Below are 14,861 nucleotides of genomic sequence, written 5' to 3'. Positions count from 1 at the left end.
GGTGATCTCGCGTGCGCGGACGGAGATCTCGCGTGCGTGGACGGAGATCACGTGTACCTGGGCGGACGGCCAGGGGCGACAGGTGCCAAGATGGAAGCATGGCGCGGCTGAACTACAACGAGCTGAACGACACCATCCGCTACACGACCTGGTCGGTCTTCCGGGTCGAGCCCGGGCGGCTCGGCGAGGATCGCGGTGCCGCGGCGCGGGAGACCACCGAGTACCTGGACGCGCTGGCGGGCAAGGGTGTCGTGGTGCGCGGGGTGTACGACCTGTCCGCGCTGCGTGCCGACGCCGACTACATGATCTGGTGGCACGCCGAGGAGATCGAGCAGGTCCAGGCCGCCTACGCCGGGTTCCGCCGCACCCCGCTCGGCCGCGCGTCGGCGCCGGTCTGGAGCCAGACCGCGCTGCACCGGCCCGCCGAGTTCAACAAGAGCCACATCCCGGCGTTCCTCGCCGGCGAGGAGGCCCGCAAGTACATCTGCGTGTACCCGTTCGTGCGGTCCTACGAGTGGTACCTGCTGCCCGACGACGAGCGCCGCAAGATGCTCGCCGACCACGGCAAGGAAGCCCGCGACTACCCGGACGTGCGCGCCAACACCGTCGCCTCGTTCGCGCTCGGCGACTACGAGTGGATCCTGGCGTTCGAGGCCGACGAGCTGCACCGCATCGTCGACCTGATGCGGCACCTGCGCGGCACCGAGGCCCGGCTGCACGTGCGCGAGGAGATCCCGTTCTACACCGGGACCCGCGTGCCGCCCGACGAGCTCGTCGCGGCACTCCCGTAACCGCCGTGCGGGACGCGCTGGCCGGGCTCTGGCACACGCTCACCGGGGACACCCTCGCGCCCGGCGCCGCCGAGCTGACCGGCGGCGAGGACGTGCTGCCCGGCCCGTTCCGGGTCGAGGCGGCAGCGACGTCGAGCATCGCCGCCGCGACCCTTTCCGCCGCGGAAATGCTGCGGCTGCGCGGAATCGAGCCCGGCGTCGCCGGTATCGACACCCGGCACGCGGCCGCCGCCTTCCACAGCGAACGGCTGCTGCGGCTCGACGGCGGATCGCCGGGGAACATCTGGGGCCCGATCGCCGGGGACTACCGCGCCGCCGACGGCTGGGTCAAGCTGCACGCCAACAACCGGCGTCACGAATCGGCCGTGTGCTGGGGCCTCGGCGTGCCCGCGACCCGCGAAGCCGTGGCGAAGACTGTCGCCGCGAAGACCGCGTACGAGGTCGAGTCCGCCGTGGTCACCGCCGGCGGGGCCGCCGCACAGCTGCGCTCGCGCGAGGACTGGCTGGCGCATCCGCAGGGCCAGGCCGTCGCGGCGCTGCCCGTGGTGGATCTGACGCCGCTCGGCGAAGCACCGCCGCGTAGGCTGTTCGACTCGGACCGGCCGCTGGGTGGGGTCCGGGTGCTGGAGCTGACCCACGTCATCGCCGGTCCGGTCGCGGGCCGCGTGCTGGCCGCGCACGGCGCGAACGTGCTGCACATCGGCGCCGCACACCTGCCGAGGATCGAGCCGCTGACGATGGACACCGGGATGGGCAAGCGCTCGGCGTTCGTCGCGCTCGACACCGAGGGCGGCCGCGCGAAACTGCGGAAGCTGATCAGCCGCGCCGACGTCGTCCTCCAGTCCTTCCGGCCGGAATCGCTGGCACGCAAGGGTTTCGCGCCCGAGGACATGGCGGAGCTGCGGCCCGGTCTTGTCGTGGCCGATCTGTCCGCCTACGGCTGGGAAGGGCCGTGGGCGCGGCGTCGCGGTTTCGACAGCCTTGTCCAGATGGCCTCGGGGATCGCGCACGAGGGCGCCCAGGTCGCGGATGCCGACGAGCCGAGGCCGCTGCCGGTGCAGGCGCTCGACCACGCCACCGGCTGGCTCACCGCGGCCGGGATCATGACGGCGCTGCGGCGCACGGTCACCGACGGCGGCACCTGGCACGTCCGGCTTTCCCTGGCTGGTACCGGCCGCTGGCTGGATTCCCTGGGACGTAAGGAAACCAAGGGCGCCGAGGTGTCCTTCGACGACTTGCTCGAAGATGTCGACAGCGACTTCGGCAGGCTCACCAGGGTCAAGATGGCGGGGGTGCTGCCCGGCGCCCCTCCACAGTGGACGGACGCCGCGCCGCTACCGGGCAGTGGTACCCCGACGTGGTAGCCAGCGGCGCTTCGGCTTGGGCAGTTCACCACGGGCGATGAGCCATTCGCCGAACTCGTCGGCGTACGCGCGGGTCCTGGTGTCGGCGGATTTGGGATTCTCGGTGGAATAGGCGAGGAACAGCCCGAAGAACCGGGACCCGAGGGCTTCGGCGAGGTCCGGGCGCAGGAACGCGATGAGCCTGCTTCGCTTGCGCAGCAAGACATCCGACTCGACGCGCAGCCGCTTCGGGTCGAAACCCTCCGGCGCGTCGCCACCCGCGAGCAGCGCCCGCAGCAGCTCCGCCTGCCGCGCGGCCAGTCGCTCGCGGGGATCGGTGTTCACGACGTCAGCACCCCGCGCAGCGCGGCCAGTTCGGCGGCGAGTTCGCTGTCGGTGGGGTAGTCGTCGTCGCGTTCCAGCAGGACGCCGGGCGGGTCGGTGCGGCGGCACAGCTCGGCGAGCAGGTCGAGCACCTCCGGCAGCACGGGATGCGCGTGCGTGTCGTGGTAGACACCGTCGCGTTCGACGCCGCCCGCCATGTGCACGTAGGCCAGCCGCTCCCACGGGATGCCGTCGAGGAACGCCACCGGATCGGTGCCGATGTTGCGCGCGTTGGCGTAGAGGTTCGCGACGTCGATGATCAGGCCGCACCCGGTGCGCTCGGTGAGCTCGGTGAGGAACTGCTCCTCGGACAGCTCCGCGTCCGGCCATTCCAGCAGCGCGGCGATGTTCTCCAGCGCCAGCGGAACCTCCACAATGGACTGCGCGAGGCGGACGTTCGCGACGAGCACGTCCAGCGCGTCCCGCGTCCGCGGCAGCGGCATCAGGTGGCCGGAGTCGAGGCCGCCCGCCCGGACGAAGCACACGTGGTCGCTCACCAGTGGCGCGCCGAGCGCGCGGGCGATCTCGGCCAGATGCTCGACACGGCTCGTGTCGACCGGCTCGGCGCCGCCGAGCGACAGGGACACCGCGTGCGGGAGCACCGGGAGTCCCTTGTCCCGCAAGGCGATCAGCGATTCGGGCAGATGCGGGGCGTGCAGGTTCTCGGCGACCACCTCGACCCAGTCGACGCCCGGCATCCGGGCGATCGAGAGGTCCAGCTCCTCGCGCCAGCCGATGCCCACCCCGAGCCGGTCAGCCACCACAGCCCCCGCCGCCGCAGCCACCGCCCCCGCCGCACGACGACCCGCTGCTGCAGGAGGAACCACTGCTGCACGAGGACCCGCCGGACGAGCCGCCCCCGCCGAAACCCGAGGTGACCGGGGGCATCAGCGCGGCCCGCAGTTCCTCGTCGGGGTACATCGCCAGCCCGCCGAGCGCCACCGCTGCCGCCGCCCCGGCGAGGACCACCCCGGCGGGCACCGCGCCGGAGGCCGGGGCGCCGTGGCGGTGTTCGGCATTGGCCCGGCCGAGGACGGTGTTCCCGGCGGCGGTCGGCAGCCGCGTCCCGGATTTGCGCCGGTCACCGGCGGTCACCACGACGATGAAGATCGTGACGATGATCAGGAAGGCCAGGTAACCGACCGAGTGCCCCGCCCCGATGCCCGCCACGAACCGGACGATAGCGAGCACCAGGACGGCGATGGCGAACAGCTGGATCGCCAGGCGGAGTGTCTTGATCCGCGACACGGGCTGAAGCAGGCCACGCTGTTCGAGGTCGGCCGTCATCGTCCGGATCGGTGCGGTGATCCGGGCCCTGGCCCGGATCGTCGTGGTCGACTTGGCGCTGCGGGCGGCCTCGGCGACCACGCGTTCGATCGGGTCCGCCGGGACCTTCCCGGTCGTCGACGTGATCTTTTTCGTGCTGCTGACACGCAGCTCGCCCCGTTCGACCAGCGCCGCGATCGCCGCGTCGACGACCCGGTCCGGCCCGCCCGCGAGGCAGGCGAGCTGGTACACCGAAAGCGTCGCCTCCGGCTGTGCGACCGTGTTCGGCCGCCCCAGCCGGGACAGCGCCGGCGCGAGCACGCGGGCGAGCAGTACGACACCGAGCAAACCCGCGTGCAACGCCAGGTACTCCGGGCCGGAAATGCCCCACAGGTCCTTCATCGTCCGCCTCCCCCTCCAACGACTGCGCTTACCGTAACCGGGACACCTCAGGCCGGGAGGGCATTTCGGCCGACTCCGGCGGGTGTCCCGCGTCGCGTACTGGGATGGCCGGACCGGCCATCCCGTTCCCGCCACATCCTCAGCCGCCGCAGCCTCCGCCACCCCCACCGCAGGACGAACCCCCGCCCCCACACGAGCAGACACCGCACGACGAAGCCCCGCCGTAGGAAGAGCCGATCCCGCGGGATGAACGACCGACCCGGACGGCCCAGCCCGGGCCGTGATCGCCGGAACCACGGGCCGATACCAGGACCTTGCGGATCTCCCTGTCGGGGTAGGCGGACAGCCCGTACAGGGCGACGTCGGCCGCGGCGCCGTGCAGCAGGCTCCTGTCCGCGCGGGTGGCGTCCAGCGCCCGGTCTCCCGCCGAGGTGACCCGCGCGGGCTTGGGGGTGGACGCGAGCACCGCGGCGACGGCGAGGCCGGTCACGGCGACGATCAGGATCGCGAGGACGACCATCGGCTTGCCCCGCGTGCCTCCGGCGGCAAGCCGCACGAGGCCGAACACGAGGAGCGGGACGTAGGCCGCGGCCGTTCCCAGCCAGGCACGGTGCCGTTTGGCCTCGTCGACGAACAGCCCGGCACCGCTCAGTTCGCCGAGCAACGCCGCCATGGCCGGGTCGGCCGCGAGCACCTCGCGCAGGGAACTCGGTTGTGTCGGCGCTCGCGAACCGATCGCGGTGGCCGCGGCGAGGCCGAGCGCGTCGGCGGGACGCGCGGGGGTGATGTACAGCCTGCCCACGCTGTCGATGCGGACCTGCTCGCGTTCGAGCATCGCCGCGAGCACGGTGTCCGCGACCCGCTCGATGCCACCCGCCAGCGCGGCGACCTGGTAGCCGTTCGTGAGCGGGGCCGTCGTGCGCGGACCGGTGCGCAGGCGAAACAGCCGCAGCTGGTTCACGGCGAGCGGGATCAGCGCCAAGCCCAGGTAGAGCGCGAGAAAGGCGGGGCCGGGAATCCCCCAGGTGTCGGTCATGAGCTCGCCCTCCCTCGTCCGGAGATGCCACGGCCGGAAGCCGTGTCGGTGAGCACGTGCGAGGGAGGGCGCGGGGTTGGCCGCCGGGTGGTTACGACTCGGGAACGAGCTTCAGCGAGATCGAGTTGATGCAGTAGCGCTGGTCGGTCGGGGTGGGGTACCCCTCGCCCTCGAAGACGTGCCCGAGGTGGCTGTGGCAGGAGCCGCAGAGCACCTCGATGCGCTTCATGCCCATGCTGCGGTCCTCCCGCAGCAGGACGGCGTCGGAATCGGCCGGATCGTAGAACGACGGCCAGCCGCAGTGGCTCTCGAACTTCGTGTCGCTGCGGAACAGTTCGGCCCCGCAGGCGCGGCACTCGTAGACACCGGTGGTCTTGGCGTCGGTGTACTCGCCGGTGAACGGGCGTTCCGTCCCGGCCTGGCGGAGCACGGCGTACTCCTCCGCGGAAAGCTGCTGCCGCCACTCCTGCTCGGACTTCACGACGCGCGGGGTGGCTCCGACAACGGGTTTCATACCTTTCACCGGTTCCACGTTACTCCGCGGGATCGGCGGGACGCCGTCCTCGGCGGCTACTGTGCGAGCCACGCCACGGCGCGCGTCACGATGTCCCACGCGGCCACGATCACCCCGACGATGATGAGCACGGCGATCAGCGCCGAGACCCAGTAGCGGAGGCCGCCGAGGCGGTTGCTGGAGTCGGCGAAGTCGGACACGCCGTCGAGGCAGGCTTCGATGGTGAAGTTCGGCCCGCAGCGCTCCATCCGGTCCAGGTGCTCGGCGAACGCGCGAGCCTCCGGATCGTTCGGATCGAGACCGACCAGATCCTCGTGGAAGCGAGGATGCTGGCCGGGTTGTCCGATTTCGGCCATGGGACCACAGTAAGCCACCGGCGCGGCGCGGGACAGCGTTCGCGCCGCACGTCTCACTGGTTAGCGCCGCTCTCCGGGGCCGCCGTGGGGTCGAGGCGGGTGTCGCTGTCGATCACCATCTGCCCGCCCTGCATGACGATCCGGTAGGCGCGCCGTGTCCCGTTGAGGGTGAGGTTCATGATCAGCGAACCGTCGCTCTCGTTGGTCCCGCTGTCGGCGTGGGCGTTGACGTACCCCTTGATGTTCTGCTGCTGCTGGCTCCAGTACTGCTGGTATCCCGACTCACTGCCGTAGACCCGTTGCGCGGCGGGCGTCAGCAGGCTCCAGTTCCCGCCCGGGTTGCCGAAGAAGTTGACCACCAGCTGCCCGGCCCCGCCGTAGTCGCCGACCTTGCCGTCGGTCTTCGTCGTGTTGAGCGCGGGAGAGGCCGTGCTCGGCTTCGTGGACGGCTTGTTCTGCGACGCCGCGGGCGAGTTCGGCGGCTGCTGCGTGCCGGAGGAGGTGCCCTTGTTGTCGGTGGCCGAGTTCAGGATCAAGAACACCACGACGGCCACCACCACGACGGCGGCGCCGACGCCGGCGAAGATCGCGGCCTTCCGCTTCGTGTCGGTGGCAGGGGCGGGTGCGGCGGGGCGCTGGGGCGCGGCGGCCGAGGGCATCGGGCGCGGCGGGGTGTGCGGCTGGCGCGGGGGCTGCTGCGGCACGAACGCGGCGGTCGGCGTACGCGGCGGACCGGCGGGAGGCGGGGCCTGCACCGGGATCGGGGCCGACGACGGCGCGCCGGTGCGCTGCCACGGCGGACGTTCGGTGCCGCGGCCGGGAGTGCTGGGCGCGGCGGGGAGGTCCGCACCGGCGGGCTTGCGGCCACCGGTGCCGGCGCCACCGCCGAAGAGCGGCGGCGAAACCTGGGTGCCCGGGGCGGCCGGGTCCTTGGCGGCCAGCGCGGCGAGCCGGTCCCGCGCCTCGGCCATGGACGGCCGCTCCTCGGGCTCGGCTCTGAGCAGGCTCATCAGCAACGCCGTCGCGGCGCCCGCCTGCTGCGGCGGGTTGATCTGGCCGTTCGCGGCGGCGTAGAGCAGCGCCAGCTGGTTCGTCGAGTTCCCGTAGGGCGTGCTGCCCTCGATGGCCTGATACAGCGTCGCGCCCAGCGCGAAGACGTCGGAGCTGGGCACCGGGTCGGCGCCGCGGGCCAGCTCGGGCGCCAGGTAGGCGGGGGTGCCGCCGATGAGCCCGGTCGCGGTGAGCGTCATGTCACCCGCCGCGCGCGAGATGCCGAAGTCGGTGATCTTCGCGGTGCCGGTCTCGTCGATGAGGATGTTGCCGGGCTTGACGTCGCGGTGCACGATCCCGGCCCGGTGGGCGGCGACCAGCGCCGAGGCCACCTGCTCGCCGATGCGGGCGACCTCGCCCAGCGGCAGCGTGCCGCGTTCGGCGAGGATCGCGGACAGGCTCGGCCCGTTGAGGAACTCCATCACCAGGCACGGGTCGCCGCCGTCCTCGGCGATGTCGAAGACGACGATCGCGTTCGGGTGCTGGAAGCGGGCGGCGTTCTTCGCCTCGCGCATCGCGCGCTGGCGCAGGTTGTCCCGCTCCGCCTCGGACGTGCCGGGCTGCGGCAGGATCTGCTTGATCGCCACGGAGCGTTCCAGGCGCACGTCGACGGCACGCCACACCACGCCCATGGCACCGCTACCAATGTGCTCGGCGAGACGGTAGTGCCCCGCGATCAACTGCCCGGTGTCGATGGCGCCTGCTCCTCGAAAATCCCGGTGATGGTGGCCTTACTCAGCGCGAATTCCCCGCGCGGACCCGTCCGAGTGTAGCGGTCCGAACTTCGCGGCCGCCGTCAGCCAGCGGGTGTCGAGACCGTTTTCCCGGACTCCGTGTCACCGCGCCGTTTTCGGAACACCCGGTACAGCCCGGCCGCGCCGGCGACGGCGAAAACGCCGTAACAGACCAGGAGCGCGGGCGGGGTCCCGCCGGTCAGCGCGTCCCCGAGCACGACGACGGCCACCGTGCCGGGAACGCTCCCCAGCAGCGTGCCGACGAGATACGGCACGACCCGCACGCCCGACACGCCGCAGACGTAGCTGAACGGCGCGAACGGCACCACCGGGATGAGCCGCAGTGAGGTGACGGCCAGCACACCGCCGTCGGAGAGCCGCTCGTTGACCGTGCGCACGACGTTCCGGTGCAGGTGCCGGGTCACCAGGTCGCGGCCGAGCAGCCGGGCGAGCCCGAACGACAGTGCCGACGCGATCGTGGTGGCGGCCAGGCCGATGGCGATCCCGGCGGCGGTGCCCACGAGCAGCCCTGCGGCCAGGTTGAACACCGTCCGCGGCACCGGCGCGACGGTGAGCAGGGAATAGGCGAGGAAGAGCACCAGCGGCGTCGCCGACCCCGTCGCGGCCGCCCAGGCGCGCAGCTGCGCCGGGCCGGGGATCGGCAGGGCCACCGCGGCCGCCAGCAGCAGGGCGAGCACGGCGAGCGCGAGGATCAGCTTGATACGGCCGGACACGCGTCCACGGTAGCGGGCGCGCCGAAACTCGGATGACGTGCGTCACCCGGCGTGCTTCGCTCGGCCCATGATCGACGTCGAGGCACTGCGCGTACAACCCGACCTGACCGGCGAGAAGGTCGTGCTGACCCAGCTGGACGAGTCGCACCTCGACGACTCGTGGGCGTCGCTGCAGGACATGGACCCCGAGTCGCGGCGGCTTACCGGGACACACACGACGTTCACCCACGAGCAGATCCGGAAGTGGAACGCGAGCCGTCCCGGGCTGACCGATCGCGCGGACTGGGCGATCCTGCGCGCCGGAGACCGCGTCTACGTCGGCGACGCCGCACTGACGGACGTCGACGCGGGCAACGCTTCCGCGGGGTTCCGGATCGCGCTTTCCCGGCCGGGGGACTTCGGCCGCGGCTACGGGACCGAGGCCGTCCGCCTCGTGCTCGACTACGCCTTCGGGCTGGTCGGCCTGCATCGGGTCCAGCTCGAGGTGTTCGACTTCAACCCCCGCGCGCGGCGTGTGTACGAGAAGTGCGGGTTCGTCGCCGAAGGCGTGCAGCGGGAAGCGCTGCGCTGGGACGGCGCCTGGCACGACGTGATCCGGATGGGCGTTCTGGAAAGCGACCGGCGCGGCTGAAACCCCACTACGGTGGGCGCATGCCCAAGAACGGTGAGCCGGTCGAGTACCGGGTGGGGGAGCGCACCGTCCGCGTGTCGAGCCCGGACAAGGTCTACTTCCCCGAGCGCGGGATCACGAAGCGCCAGGTCGTCGAGCACTACATCACGGTCGGTGGCCCGCTGCTGCGGGCGATCGGCGAGCGGCCGACGACGCTGAAGCGGTACGTCGACGGCGTCGAGGGTGACGTCTTCTACGCCAAGCGCGTCCCGAAGGGCTCGCCCGCGTGGGTGGACAAGGCCGAGATCACCTTCCCGTCCGGGCGGAAGGCCGAGGAGGTCTGTCCGACCGAGCCCGCGGTGTTCGCCTGGGCGGCCAACCTCGGCACGTTCGACTTCCATCCGTGGCCGGTGCGCCGCGACGACGTCGATCATCCCGACGAGCTCCGCGTCGACGTCGACCCGCCGGACGAGGCCGGGTTCGCCGACGCCGTCGCGGTGGCCGGGGTGGTGCGCGAGGTGCTGGCGGAAGCCGGGCTCACCGGCTACCCGAAGACCTCGGGCGGGCGCGGGGTGCACGTGCTGGTGCGCATCCGGCCGGAGTGGGACTTCGTCGCGGTGCGGCACGCGGTGATCGCGCTCGGGCGGGAGGTCGAGCGGCGGATCCCGGAGCGGGCGACCGTCGCGTGGTGGAAGGAGGAGCGCGGCGGGCGGGTGTTCCTCGACTACAACCAGGCCGCCCGTGACCGCACGGTCGCCTCGTCGTGGTCGGTGCGGGGCACCCGGCGCGCGACCGTGTCGACGCCGCTGACCTGGGACCTGCTGGGCGAGGTGCATCCCGACGACTTCGACGTCCTGACGATCCCGGACTTCCTCGCCGGGCACGGGGATCTGCACGCGCCGATGGACGAGCGGGCGTTCGGCATCGAGACGCTGCTGGAGTGGTACGCCCGTGACGAGCGGGATCACGGCCTCGGTGACATGCCGTATCCGCCGGACTACCCGAAGATGCCGGGCGAACCGAAGCGGGTCCAGCCCAGCAGGGCCCGATCGTAGTGACGGTGTGATCGCACTGTGTCTCGGACGGCTGTGACGAGCGAAAAGGGGGCGTAACGTCCTGGCCCTGACCGGCGACCTTCCCCGGACCGGGGCTGGGGAGCGAGCAGGAGGGAGGGCCTTACGTGGACGACTTGATCGCGTTTCTCGCGGCACGTGTCGGGCAGCGTCAGGCGCTGATCATGCAGGCGGTCAACAAGGCCCAGGCGGGCGAGCCGCTCAGCAGGGGCGAGACGAGAGTCGTTGTCGAGCAACGGATCCGCGCGTTGTCCGATATGGAGCTCGACGTCGTCAACCAGATGATCAACGAGGTCGAGGCCACGCGGCGCATCCTGCTCGCCCACCGCACGACGGTCTCCGAGAAGGTCCCCGGCTTTCCGCTGTACGGCAGCGAATACTGGTGTGAAACCTGCCACGTGCCCGGTGACGAGGCGGGCTCCAACTGGTGTACCACGCTGCGTCTCCTCGCCCTGCCCTACGCCGATCACCCCGACTACAGCGAACGGTGGCGGCCCTGACGGGAATCCGGGCGCGCCGATGGCGTTGAACCCGGTGTGAGCGCATCGCCTGCCCGGCTTTCCGTGTTGGACCGTTCGCCGATCCGCCGCGACACCAGCGGTGCGACGGCGCTGCGGGAGACGGTCGCCTTCGCACGGGAGGCCGAAACGCTGGGGTACCACCGGTTCTGGGTGTCCGAGCACCACAGCGTGCCCGGGGTCGCCGGCTCGGCGCCGACCGTGCTCGCCGCCGCGGTGGCGTCCGCGACCTCGCGGATCCGCGTCGGCACCGGCGGCGTGATGCTGCCGAACCACCGTCCGCTCGTCGTCGCCGAACAGTTCGGGGTGCTGGAGTCGTTGTTCCCCGGCCGGATCGACATGGGGCTCGGCCGTTCGGTCGGGTTCACCGACGGCGTCCGCCGCGCACTCGGGCACGGCAAGGAGGACGCGGCGGATTTCGGCGACCGGGTACGGGAGCTGCTGGGGTTCTTCGGCGGCGCGCAGACGGCGTATCCCGGGGTGCACGCGATCCCGGCCGAGGGGCTGCGCGTGCCGCCGTTCGTGCTGGCGACGGGCGCCGGGGCGGACCTCGCCGCGGAACTGGGACTGCCACTGGTGATCGGCCAGATCCGGGGCGAGGCCGCGATGATCGAGGCGATCACGCGGTACCGGGACGGGTTCCGCCCCTCGGTTTTCGCGCCCGCGCCGTACGTCGTGGTCTCGACCGCGGTGGCGGTGGCCGACACAGCTCCGGCGGCCCGGCGGTTGCTCGTCCCCGAGGCCTGGTCGACGGTTTATTCGCGCAGCCACGGCGTTTTCCCGCCGCTGTCCCCACCGGACGAGATCCTCGCGCTCCCGATGACCGCCCGCGAACGCGAGCGCCTCGACGCGGCCCTGGACACCCAGATCCACGGCACCGCCCCCGAAGTCCTCTCCCGCCTGTCGGCGCTGGCCGCCCGCACCGGCGCCGACGAATTCCTCTTCACCACCGCCACCCACGACCCCGCCGACCGCCTCGCCACCTACCGCGCCCTCGCCCCAGCACACGAGTTCTCCGCCTGATCACGCGAGATACGCCCCCAATCACGCGAGTTGCGCGTCCAATCACGCGAGTTGCGCGTCCAATCACGCGAGATGCGCGGATGCCGGCCAAAAAGGGCTGGTCCGGCGACGTCGGGGGTTGCTACTGTCGCGCCATGACTGCCGGGTCGGCCGAGAGCCGTGAGCAGACGGGTCACCCGGCCACGCGGTGACCTCCGGGCGGGCGCGTGGCCCGCCGCCTCCTTGTGCGCGTTTCCGCGGAACGTGCCGGGAAGGGAGGTGAATCGTATGCCCGGTCAGGAAAACGTCCCATTGCCGAGGTGGCGCGAGTTCGTGTCGGCGCACGCCGGCGGAGGAGCGCTCGACGGCGTGGTGACCAAGGTGGTGCCGTTCGGCGCCTTCGTCGAAGTGGCCGACGGGATCGAAGGTCTGCTGCCGCACACGTTCGGTGCCGACGTCCCCGCGCCCGGCGCCGAGATTTCGGTGCGAATCAACCAGCTCGACGTCGAACGCCGTCGCATGAGCCTGGTGCTGGCGTGACGCCGTGACGGGGTGAGGCAGGGCGCCCTGCCTCACCCCGTTGGATGTCCACAGTGGACGTTTCAGCCGAGGACGAGCGGGATTTTTGTTGCCAGCTCGCCCAGTTCGGCCTTCTCCGCGTCGGTCGCGGATCGACGTCCGGTGCCGATCAGCAACGCGTCCGTGTCGGAGAAAGACGCGGGGAACGCCCCGCCCGCGATCTTCTCCAGCATTTCGCGCGTGCGGGCGAGGCTTTCGGCGGGCGGCCCCGGTACGTGCGGGAGATGGGCGACGAGGTCGAGGTGGTGCAGCGTCCATTCCAGGACGTACGCGGAAAGGTAGTCGCCCGTCGTGAGCACCATGTCCTGGGTGCCGACCCGGACGCCGGGGTCGGCGAGTTCGGCGGCGCGCCCGGCGGCGGCGCCGACGTCGTCGAGGTGGAACTTGAGCAGCGCGGGGTCCTCGTACGCGGCGGCGAGGCGGACGATCAGCGCGTCGAGCGGGTCGTCGCCGGTCGGCGCCGTTTCGGCGACCTTCCAGTAGGTGACCGCGTCGTCGGTCGGCGCGGTTTCGGCGGGGGTGACGAGGGTGATCAGGACGTCCTGCGCGTCGATGATCAGGTGACACGCCAGGTCCCGCACGAGCCAGCCGGTGCAGCCCGACGGCTGCTCGAAGTCCTTGTCGGAAAGGTCGGCGACCGCTGTGCGCAACGCGGTCCACGAGCGTGAGAAGAGATCCACGGCGGAAAGTTAGCAGCGCGCGGCATCCGTGGGCGACCGATTTCGCCCTTTCCGCCGGTGTCGAAAAGCCAGGAACTCGCGTGATCAGACACGGAACTCGCGTGATTGGAGGCGTATCTCGCGTGATCGGACGGAGAACTCGCGTGATCTACAGGCGTAACAGGAGGTGGGTGAGGAGGCGTTCGGTGGGGTCGGTGAAGGAGAGGCCGGAGACTTCGGCGGCTCGGCGGACGCGGTAGCGGACCGTGTTGGGGTGGATGTTCAGCGCGCGGGCGGCGGCGCGAACGTCGCCGAAGGCGTCGAGGTAGGCGAGGACTGCGGGGACGAGGATGCCGCCGTGGTCGGCGTCGTGCGCGAGGAGCTCGGCCAGGCGCGGATCGCGGATGCGTGGCTGCTCGGCGAGGAACGCCAGGATCTCCGAGAGCAGAACCTCGGCGCGGACGTCGGCCAGCGAGGCGACGTCGGAATCCCAGTGCCCCCGCGCCATCGTCGCCAATACCCGGTCGGCGTCGCCACGGGACGCCGCCGCGTCGGACAGCCGGGGTACCACGCCACCCAGCGCGGCCCGCACGCCGACGTCGAGATGACGCCGCGCCGCGGCCACGATTTCCTTGGCCAGCGCGACAATCCGGCCTTCGGCGTGCTCGGTGACGTCGGGGAGATCCGGCAGCAGCGCGTACACGCGGCTGCCGATGACGCTCACCAGCGCGCTGCGCCGGTACGCCGCGGTGTGCACGGCGATCAGGTGCACCAGTTCCGCGCGGTGCAGCTGCCGGTCGGCCTGCGTCCGCTCGCCGGTGAGCGCGAACGCCACCACGACCGCGGGCCGGGCGGGATCGGCGCCGATGTCGTCGGCGACGGAGTCCGCGTCGAGCCGTCCGTCGAGCAGGCTGGCGAGCAGGTCCTCCCGCAGTCGCAGCTCCGGCGTCGGCAACGTCCGCGCGCGGATCAGCCGGGGCGCCAGCGTCCGGCTCGCGCCGAGCAGCGCCACCTCGGCCTGCTCGGTCAGCGGCGCCGCGCCCTCCTGGACCCAGATCGTGCCGAGCGGCTGCGAGCCGGCGTGCACGCCCGCCGCGATCCGCCGCCGGATCCCGAGCTCGGGCCGCTCGTCGATCCGGACGATGCCCTCACCGGCACGTAACCGCTGGTAGACGCCCCATTCGCGGAGCATCGCGAGATAGCGTTCGGGGCCCTCGCGCCCGAGGATCGACAACCGCCGCAATTCGTCGACCTCGTCCGAAGACCGCGAATAGGCGAGCACCCGGCTCGCGGTGTCCTCGATGCTCACCAGCCCGCCGGTCAACGTCGCGATCGTCTGCGCGAGGGAGAACAGATCGCCCAGCACCTCGCCGCTTTCCGCCTCACCGCCCGCGCGCGCCGTGTCGACGACGCCGCGTGCCAGCGCCTCGACCTGCTCCCAGCGCGCCTCGTTCCCGACGGCCAGCAGCGCGACGCCCGCGTCGGCCGCGATCCCTTCCGCCGCACCGGGTTCACCCTTGATCGCGACCGCGGCCGCCCCGCAGCGCCCGGCCGCGCGGATCGCCGCCCCGGCCGCCCGGCCCCTCGCGCCGATCACCAGTGCGAGGTCGCCGGGGTGGGCCTCGGGCGGGTCCTCGGGGTCGAGGATGACGACGTCCTCGACGGGTACCCCCAGGCCACGAGGCGCGACCAGTACCCGGACGAGTGGCTCACCGAGCGTGGCCAGCACGTGGCGTAGTGAGGTTCCCGTGGTCATTCGCCATCTTTCTCCATCCATGCCCCCGCCGCCACCCTCAACGGAGACGCTCCG

The 14,861-nt window shown here is 71.9% G+C and carries 17 protein-coding genes; 7 read left to right on the top strand and 10 right to left on the bottom strand.

Going from position 1 to position 14,861, the window contains the following annotated elements; genetic code table 11:
- Positions 1–98 precede the first annotated feature (98 nt).
- Both hemQ and ACFWY9_RS07205 read left to right on the top strand, forming a co-directional pair.
- On the top strand, positions 99–791 hold the full coding sequence (gene hemQ, locus ACFWY9_RS07210; RefSeq protein ID WP_378338391.1) for a hydrogen peroxide-dependent heme synthase: 693 nt from the start codon (positions 99–101) through the stop codon (positions 789–791).
- A 5-nt stretch (positions 792–796) separates the two neighbouring features.
- On the top strand, positions 797–2,155 hold the full coding sequence (locus ACFWY9_RS07205) for a CoA transferase (protein WP_378338390.1): 1,359 nt from the start codon (positions 797–799) through the stop codon (positions 2,153–2,155).
- Here the strand turns inward: ACFWY9_RS07205 and ACFWY9_RS07200 are convergent.
- The 8 genes from ACFWY9_RS07200 to ACFWY9_RS07165 form a co-directional block, all read right to left on the bottom strand.
- On the bottom strand, positions 2,126–2,479 hold the full coding sequence (locus ACFWY9_RS07200) for a hypothetical protein (RefSeq protein ID WP_378329624.1): 354 nt from the start codon (positions 2,477–2,479) through the stop codon (positions 2,126–2,128). The two genes, ACFWY9_RS07205 and ACFWY9_RS07200, sit on opposite strands and share 30 nt — an antisense overlap.
- The gene (locus ACFWY9_RS07195; RefSeq protein ID WP_378329625.1) at positions 2,476–3,279 is read right to left on the bottom strand and encodes a DUF692 domain-containing protein; all 804 of its coding nucleotides are present in this window, start codon (positions 3,277–3,279) and stop codon (positions 2,476–2,478) included. Before ACFWY9_RS07195 ends, ACFWY9_RS07200 begins: the two co-directional genes overlap by 4 nt.
- Positions 3,272–4,186, bottom strand: coding sequence for a TIGR04222 domain-containing membrane protein (locus tag ACFWY9_RS07190; RefSeq protein ID WP_378329626.1), 915 nt, complete (start codon positions 4,184–4,186; stop codon positions 3,272–3,274). The genes ACFWY9_RS07195 and ACFWY9_RS07190 overlap by 8 nt, the downstream gene beginning before the upstream one ends.
- Positions 4,187–4,325: 139 nt before the next feature.
- Positions 4,326–5,222, bottom strand: a complete 897-nt coding sequence (locus ACFWY9_RS07185) for a TIGR04222 domain-containing membrane protein (protein WP_378338389.1) — start codon at positions 5,220–5,222, stop codon at positions 4,326–4,328.
- 91 nt (positions 5,223–5,313) lie between these two features.
- Entirely contained in the window at positions 5,314–5,736 is a 423-nt protein-coding gene (gene msrB, locus ACFWY9_RS07180) for a peptide-methionine (R)-S-oxide reductase MsrB (protein WP_378329628.1), read from the bottom strand.
- A gap of 56 nt (positions 5,737–5,792) precedes the next feature.
- Positions 5,793–6,092, bottom strand: coding sequence for a hypothetical protein (locus ACFWY9_RS07175; protein ID WP_378329629.1), 300 nt, complete (start codon positions 6,090–6,092; stop codon positions 5,793–5,795).
- 53 nt (positions 6,093–6,145) lie between these two features.
- Positions 6,146–7,774, bottom strand: a complete 1,629-nt coding sequence (locus ACFWY9_RS07170) for a serine/threonine-protein kinase (RefSeq protein ID WP_378329630.1) — start codon at positions 7,772–7,774, stop codon at positions 6,146–6,148.
- A 164-nt stretch (positions 7,775–7,938) separates the two neighbouring features.
- The gene (locus ACFWY9_RS07165; RefSeq protein ID WP_378338388.1) at positions 7,939–8,610 is read right to left on the bottom strand and encodes a TVP38/TMEM64 family protein; all 672 of its coding nucleotides are present in this window, start codon (positions 8,608–8,610) and stop codon (positions 7,939–7,941) included.
- Positions 8,611–8,677: 67 nt separating this feature from the next.
- Here ACFWY9_RS07165 and ACFWY9_RS07160 point away from each other — a divergent pair, with 67 nt between their 5' ends.
- The 5 genes from ACFWY9_RS07160 to ACFWY9_RS07140 all read left to right on the top strand — a co-directional run bounded on the left by ACFWY9_RS07160 (position 8,678) and on the right by ACFWY9_RS07140 (position 12,353).
- Positions 8,678–9,241 carry a GNAT family N-acetyltransferase gene (locus tag ACFWY9_RS07160; RefSeq protein WP_378329632.1) on the top strand — a complete coding sequence of 188 codons (564 nt, stop codon included), beginning with the start codon at positions 8,678–8,680 and terminating at the stop codon, positions 9,239–9,241.
- A 20-nt stretch (positions 9,242–9,261) separates the two neighbouring features.
- On the top strand, positions 9,262–10,275 hold the full coding sequence (locus tag ACFWY9_RS07155; RefSeq protein ID WP_378338387.1) for a DNA polymerase domain-containing protein: 1,014 nt from the start codon (positions 9,262–9,264) through the stop codon (positions 10,273–10,275).
- A 125-nt stretch (positions 10,276–10,400) separates the two neighbouring features.
- On the top strand, positions 10,401–10,793 hold the full coding sequence (locus ACFWY9_RS07150) for a DUF6221 family protein (protein WP_378329634.1): 393 nt from the start codon (positions 10,401–10,403) through the stop codon (positions 10,791–10,793).
- 36 nt (positions 10,794–10,829) lie between these two features.
- Positions 10,830–11,834 (top strand): LLM class flavin-dependent oxidoreductase, encoded by a 1,005-nt coding sequence (locus tag ACFWY9_RS07145; protein ID WP_378338386.1) that lies wholly within the window; start codon positions 10,830–10,832, stop codon positions 11,832–11,834.
- 267 nt (positions 11,835–12,101) lie between these two features.
- Complete coding sequence (locus tag ACFWY9_RS07140; protein WP_378338385.1) at positions 12,102–12,353, top strand: S1 RNA-binding domain-containing protein; 252 nt, start codon at positions 12,102–12,104, stop codon at positions 12,351–12,353.
- A 62-nt stretch (positions 12,354–12,415) separates the two neighbouring features.
- On the opposite strand, the gene ACFWY9_RS07135 is transcribed toward ACFWY9_RS07140, so the two are convergent.
- Positions 12,416–13,072: a maleylpyruvate isomerase N-terminal domain-containing protein gene (locus tag ACFWY9_RS07135; RefSeq protein WP_378338384.1), complete on the bottom strand. Its 657-nt coding sequence runs from the start codon at positions 13,070–13,072 to the stop codon at positions 12,416–12,418.
- Between the two features lie 148 nt (positions 13,073–13,220).
- Positions 13,221–14,807, bottom strand: a complete 1,587-nt coding sequence (locus ACFWY9_RS07130) for a PucR family transcriptional regulator (RefSeq protein ID WP_378338383.1) — start codon at positions 14,805–14,807, stop codon at positions 13,221–13,223.
- Between the last annotated feature and the right edge of the window lie 54 nt (positions 14,808–14,861).

Origin of the sequence: Amycolatopsis sp. NPDC059027 (assembly GCF_042739735.1) — a bacterium.
GTDB lineage: Bacteria > Actinomycetota > Actinomycetes > Mycobacteriales > Pseudonocardiaceae > Amycolatopsis.
The sequence above is the reverse complement of the archived record's forward strand: the minus strand, read 5'-3'. Positions and strand labels throughout refer to the sequence as shown.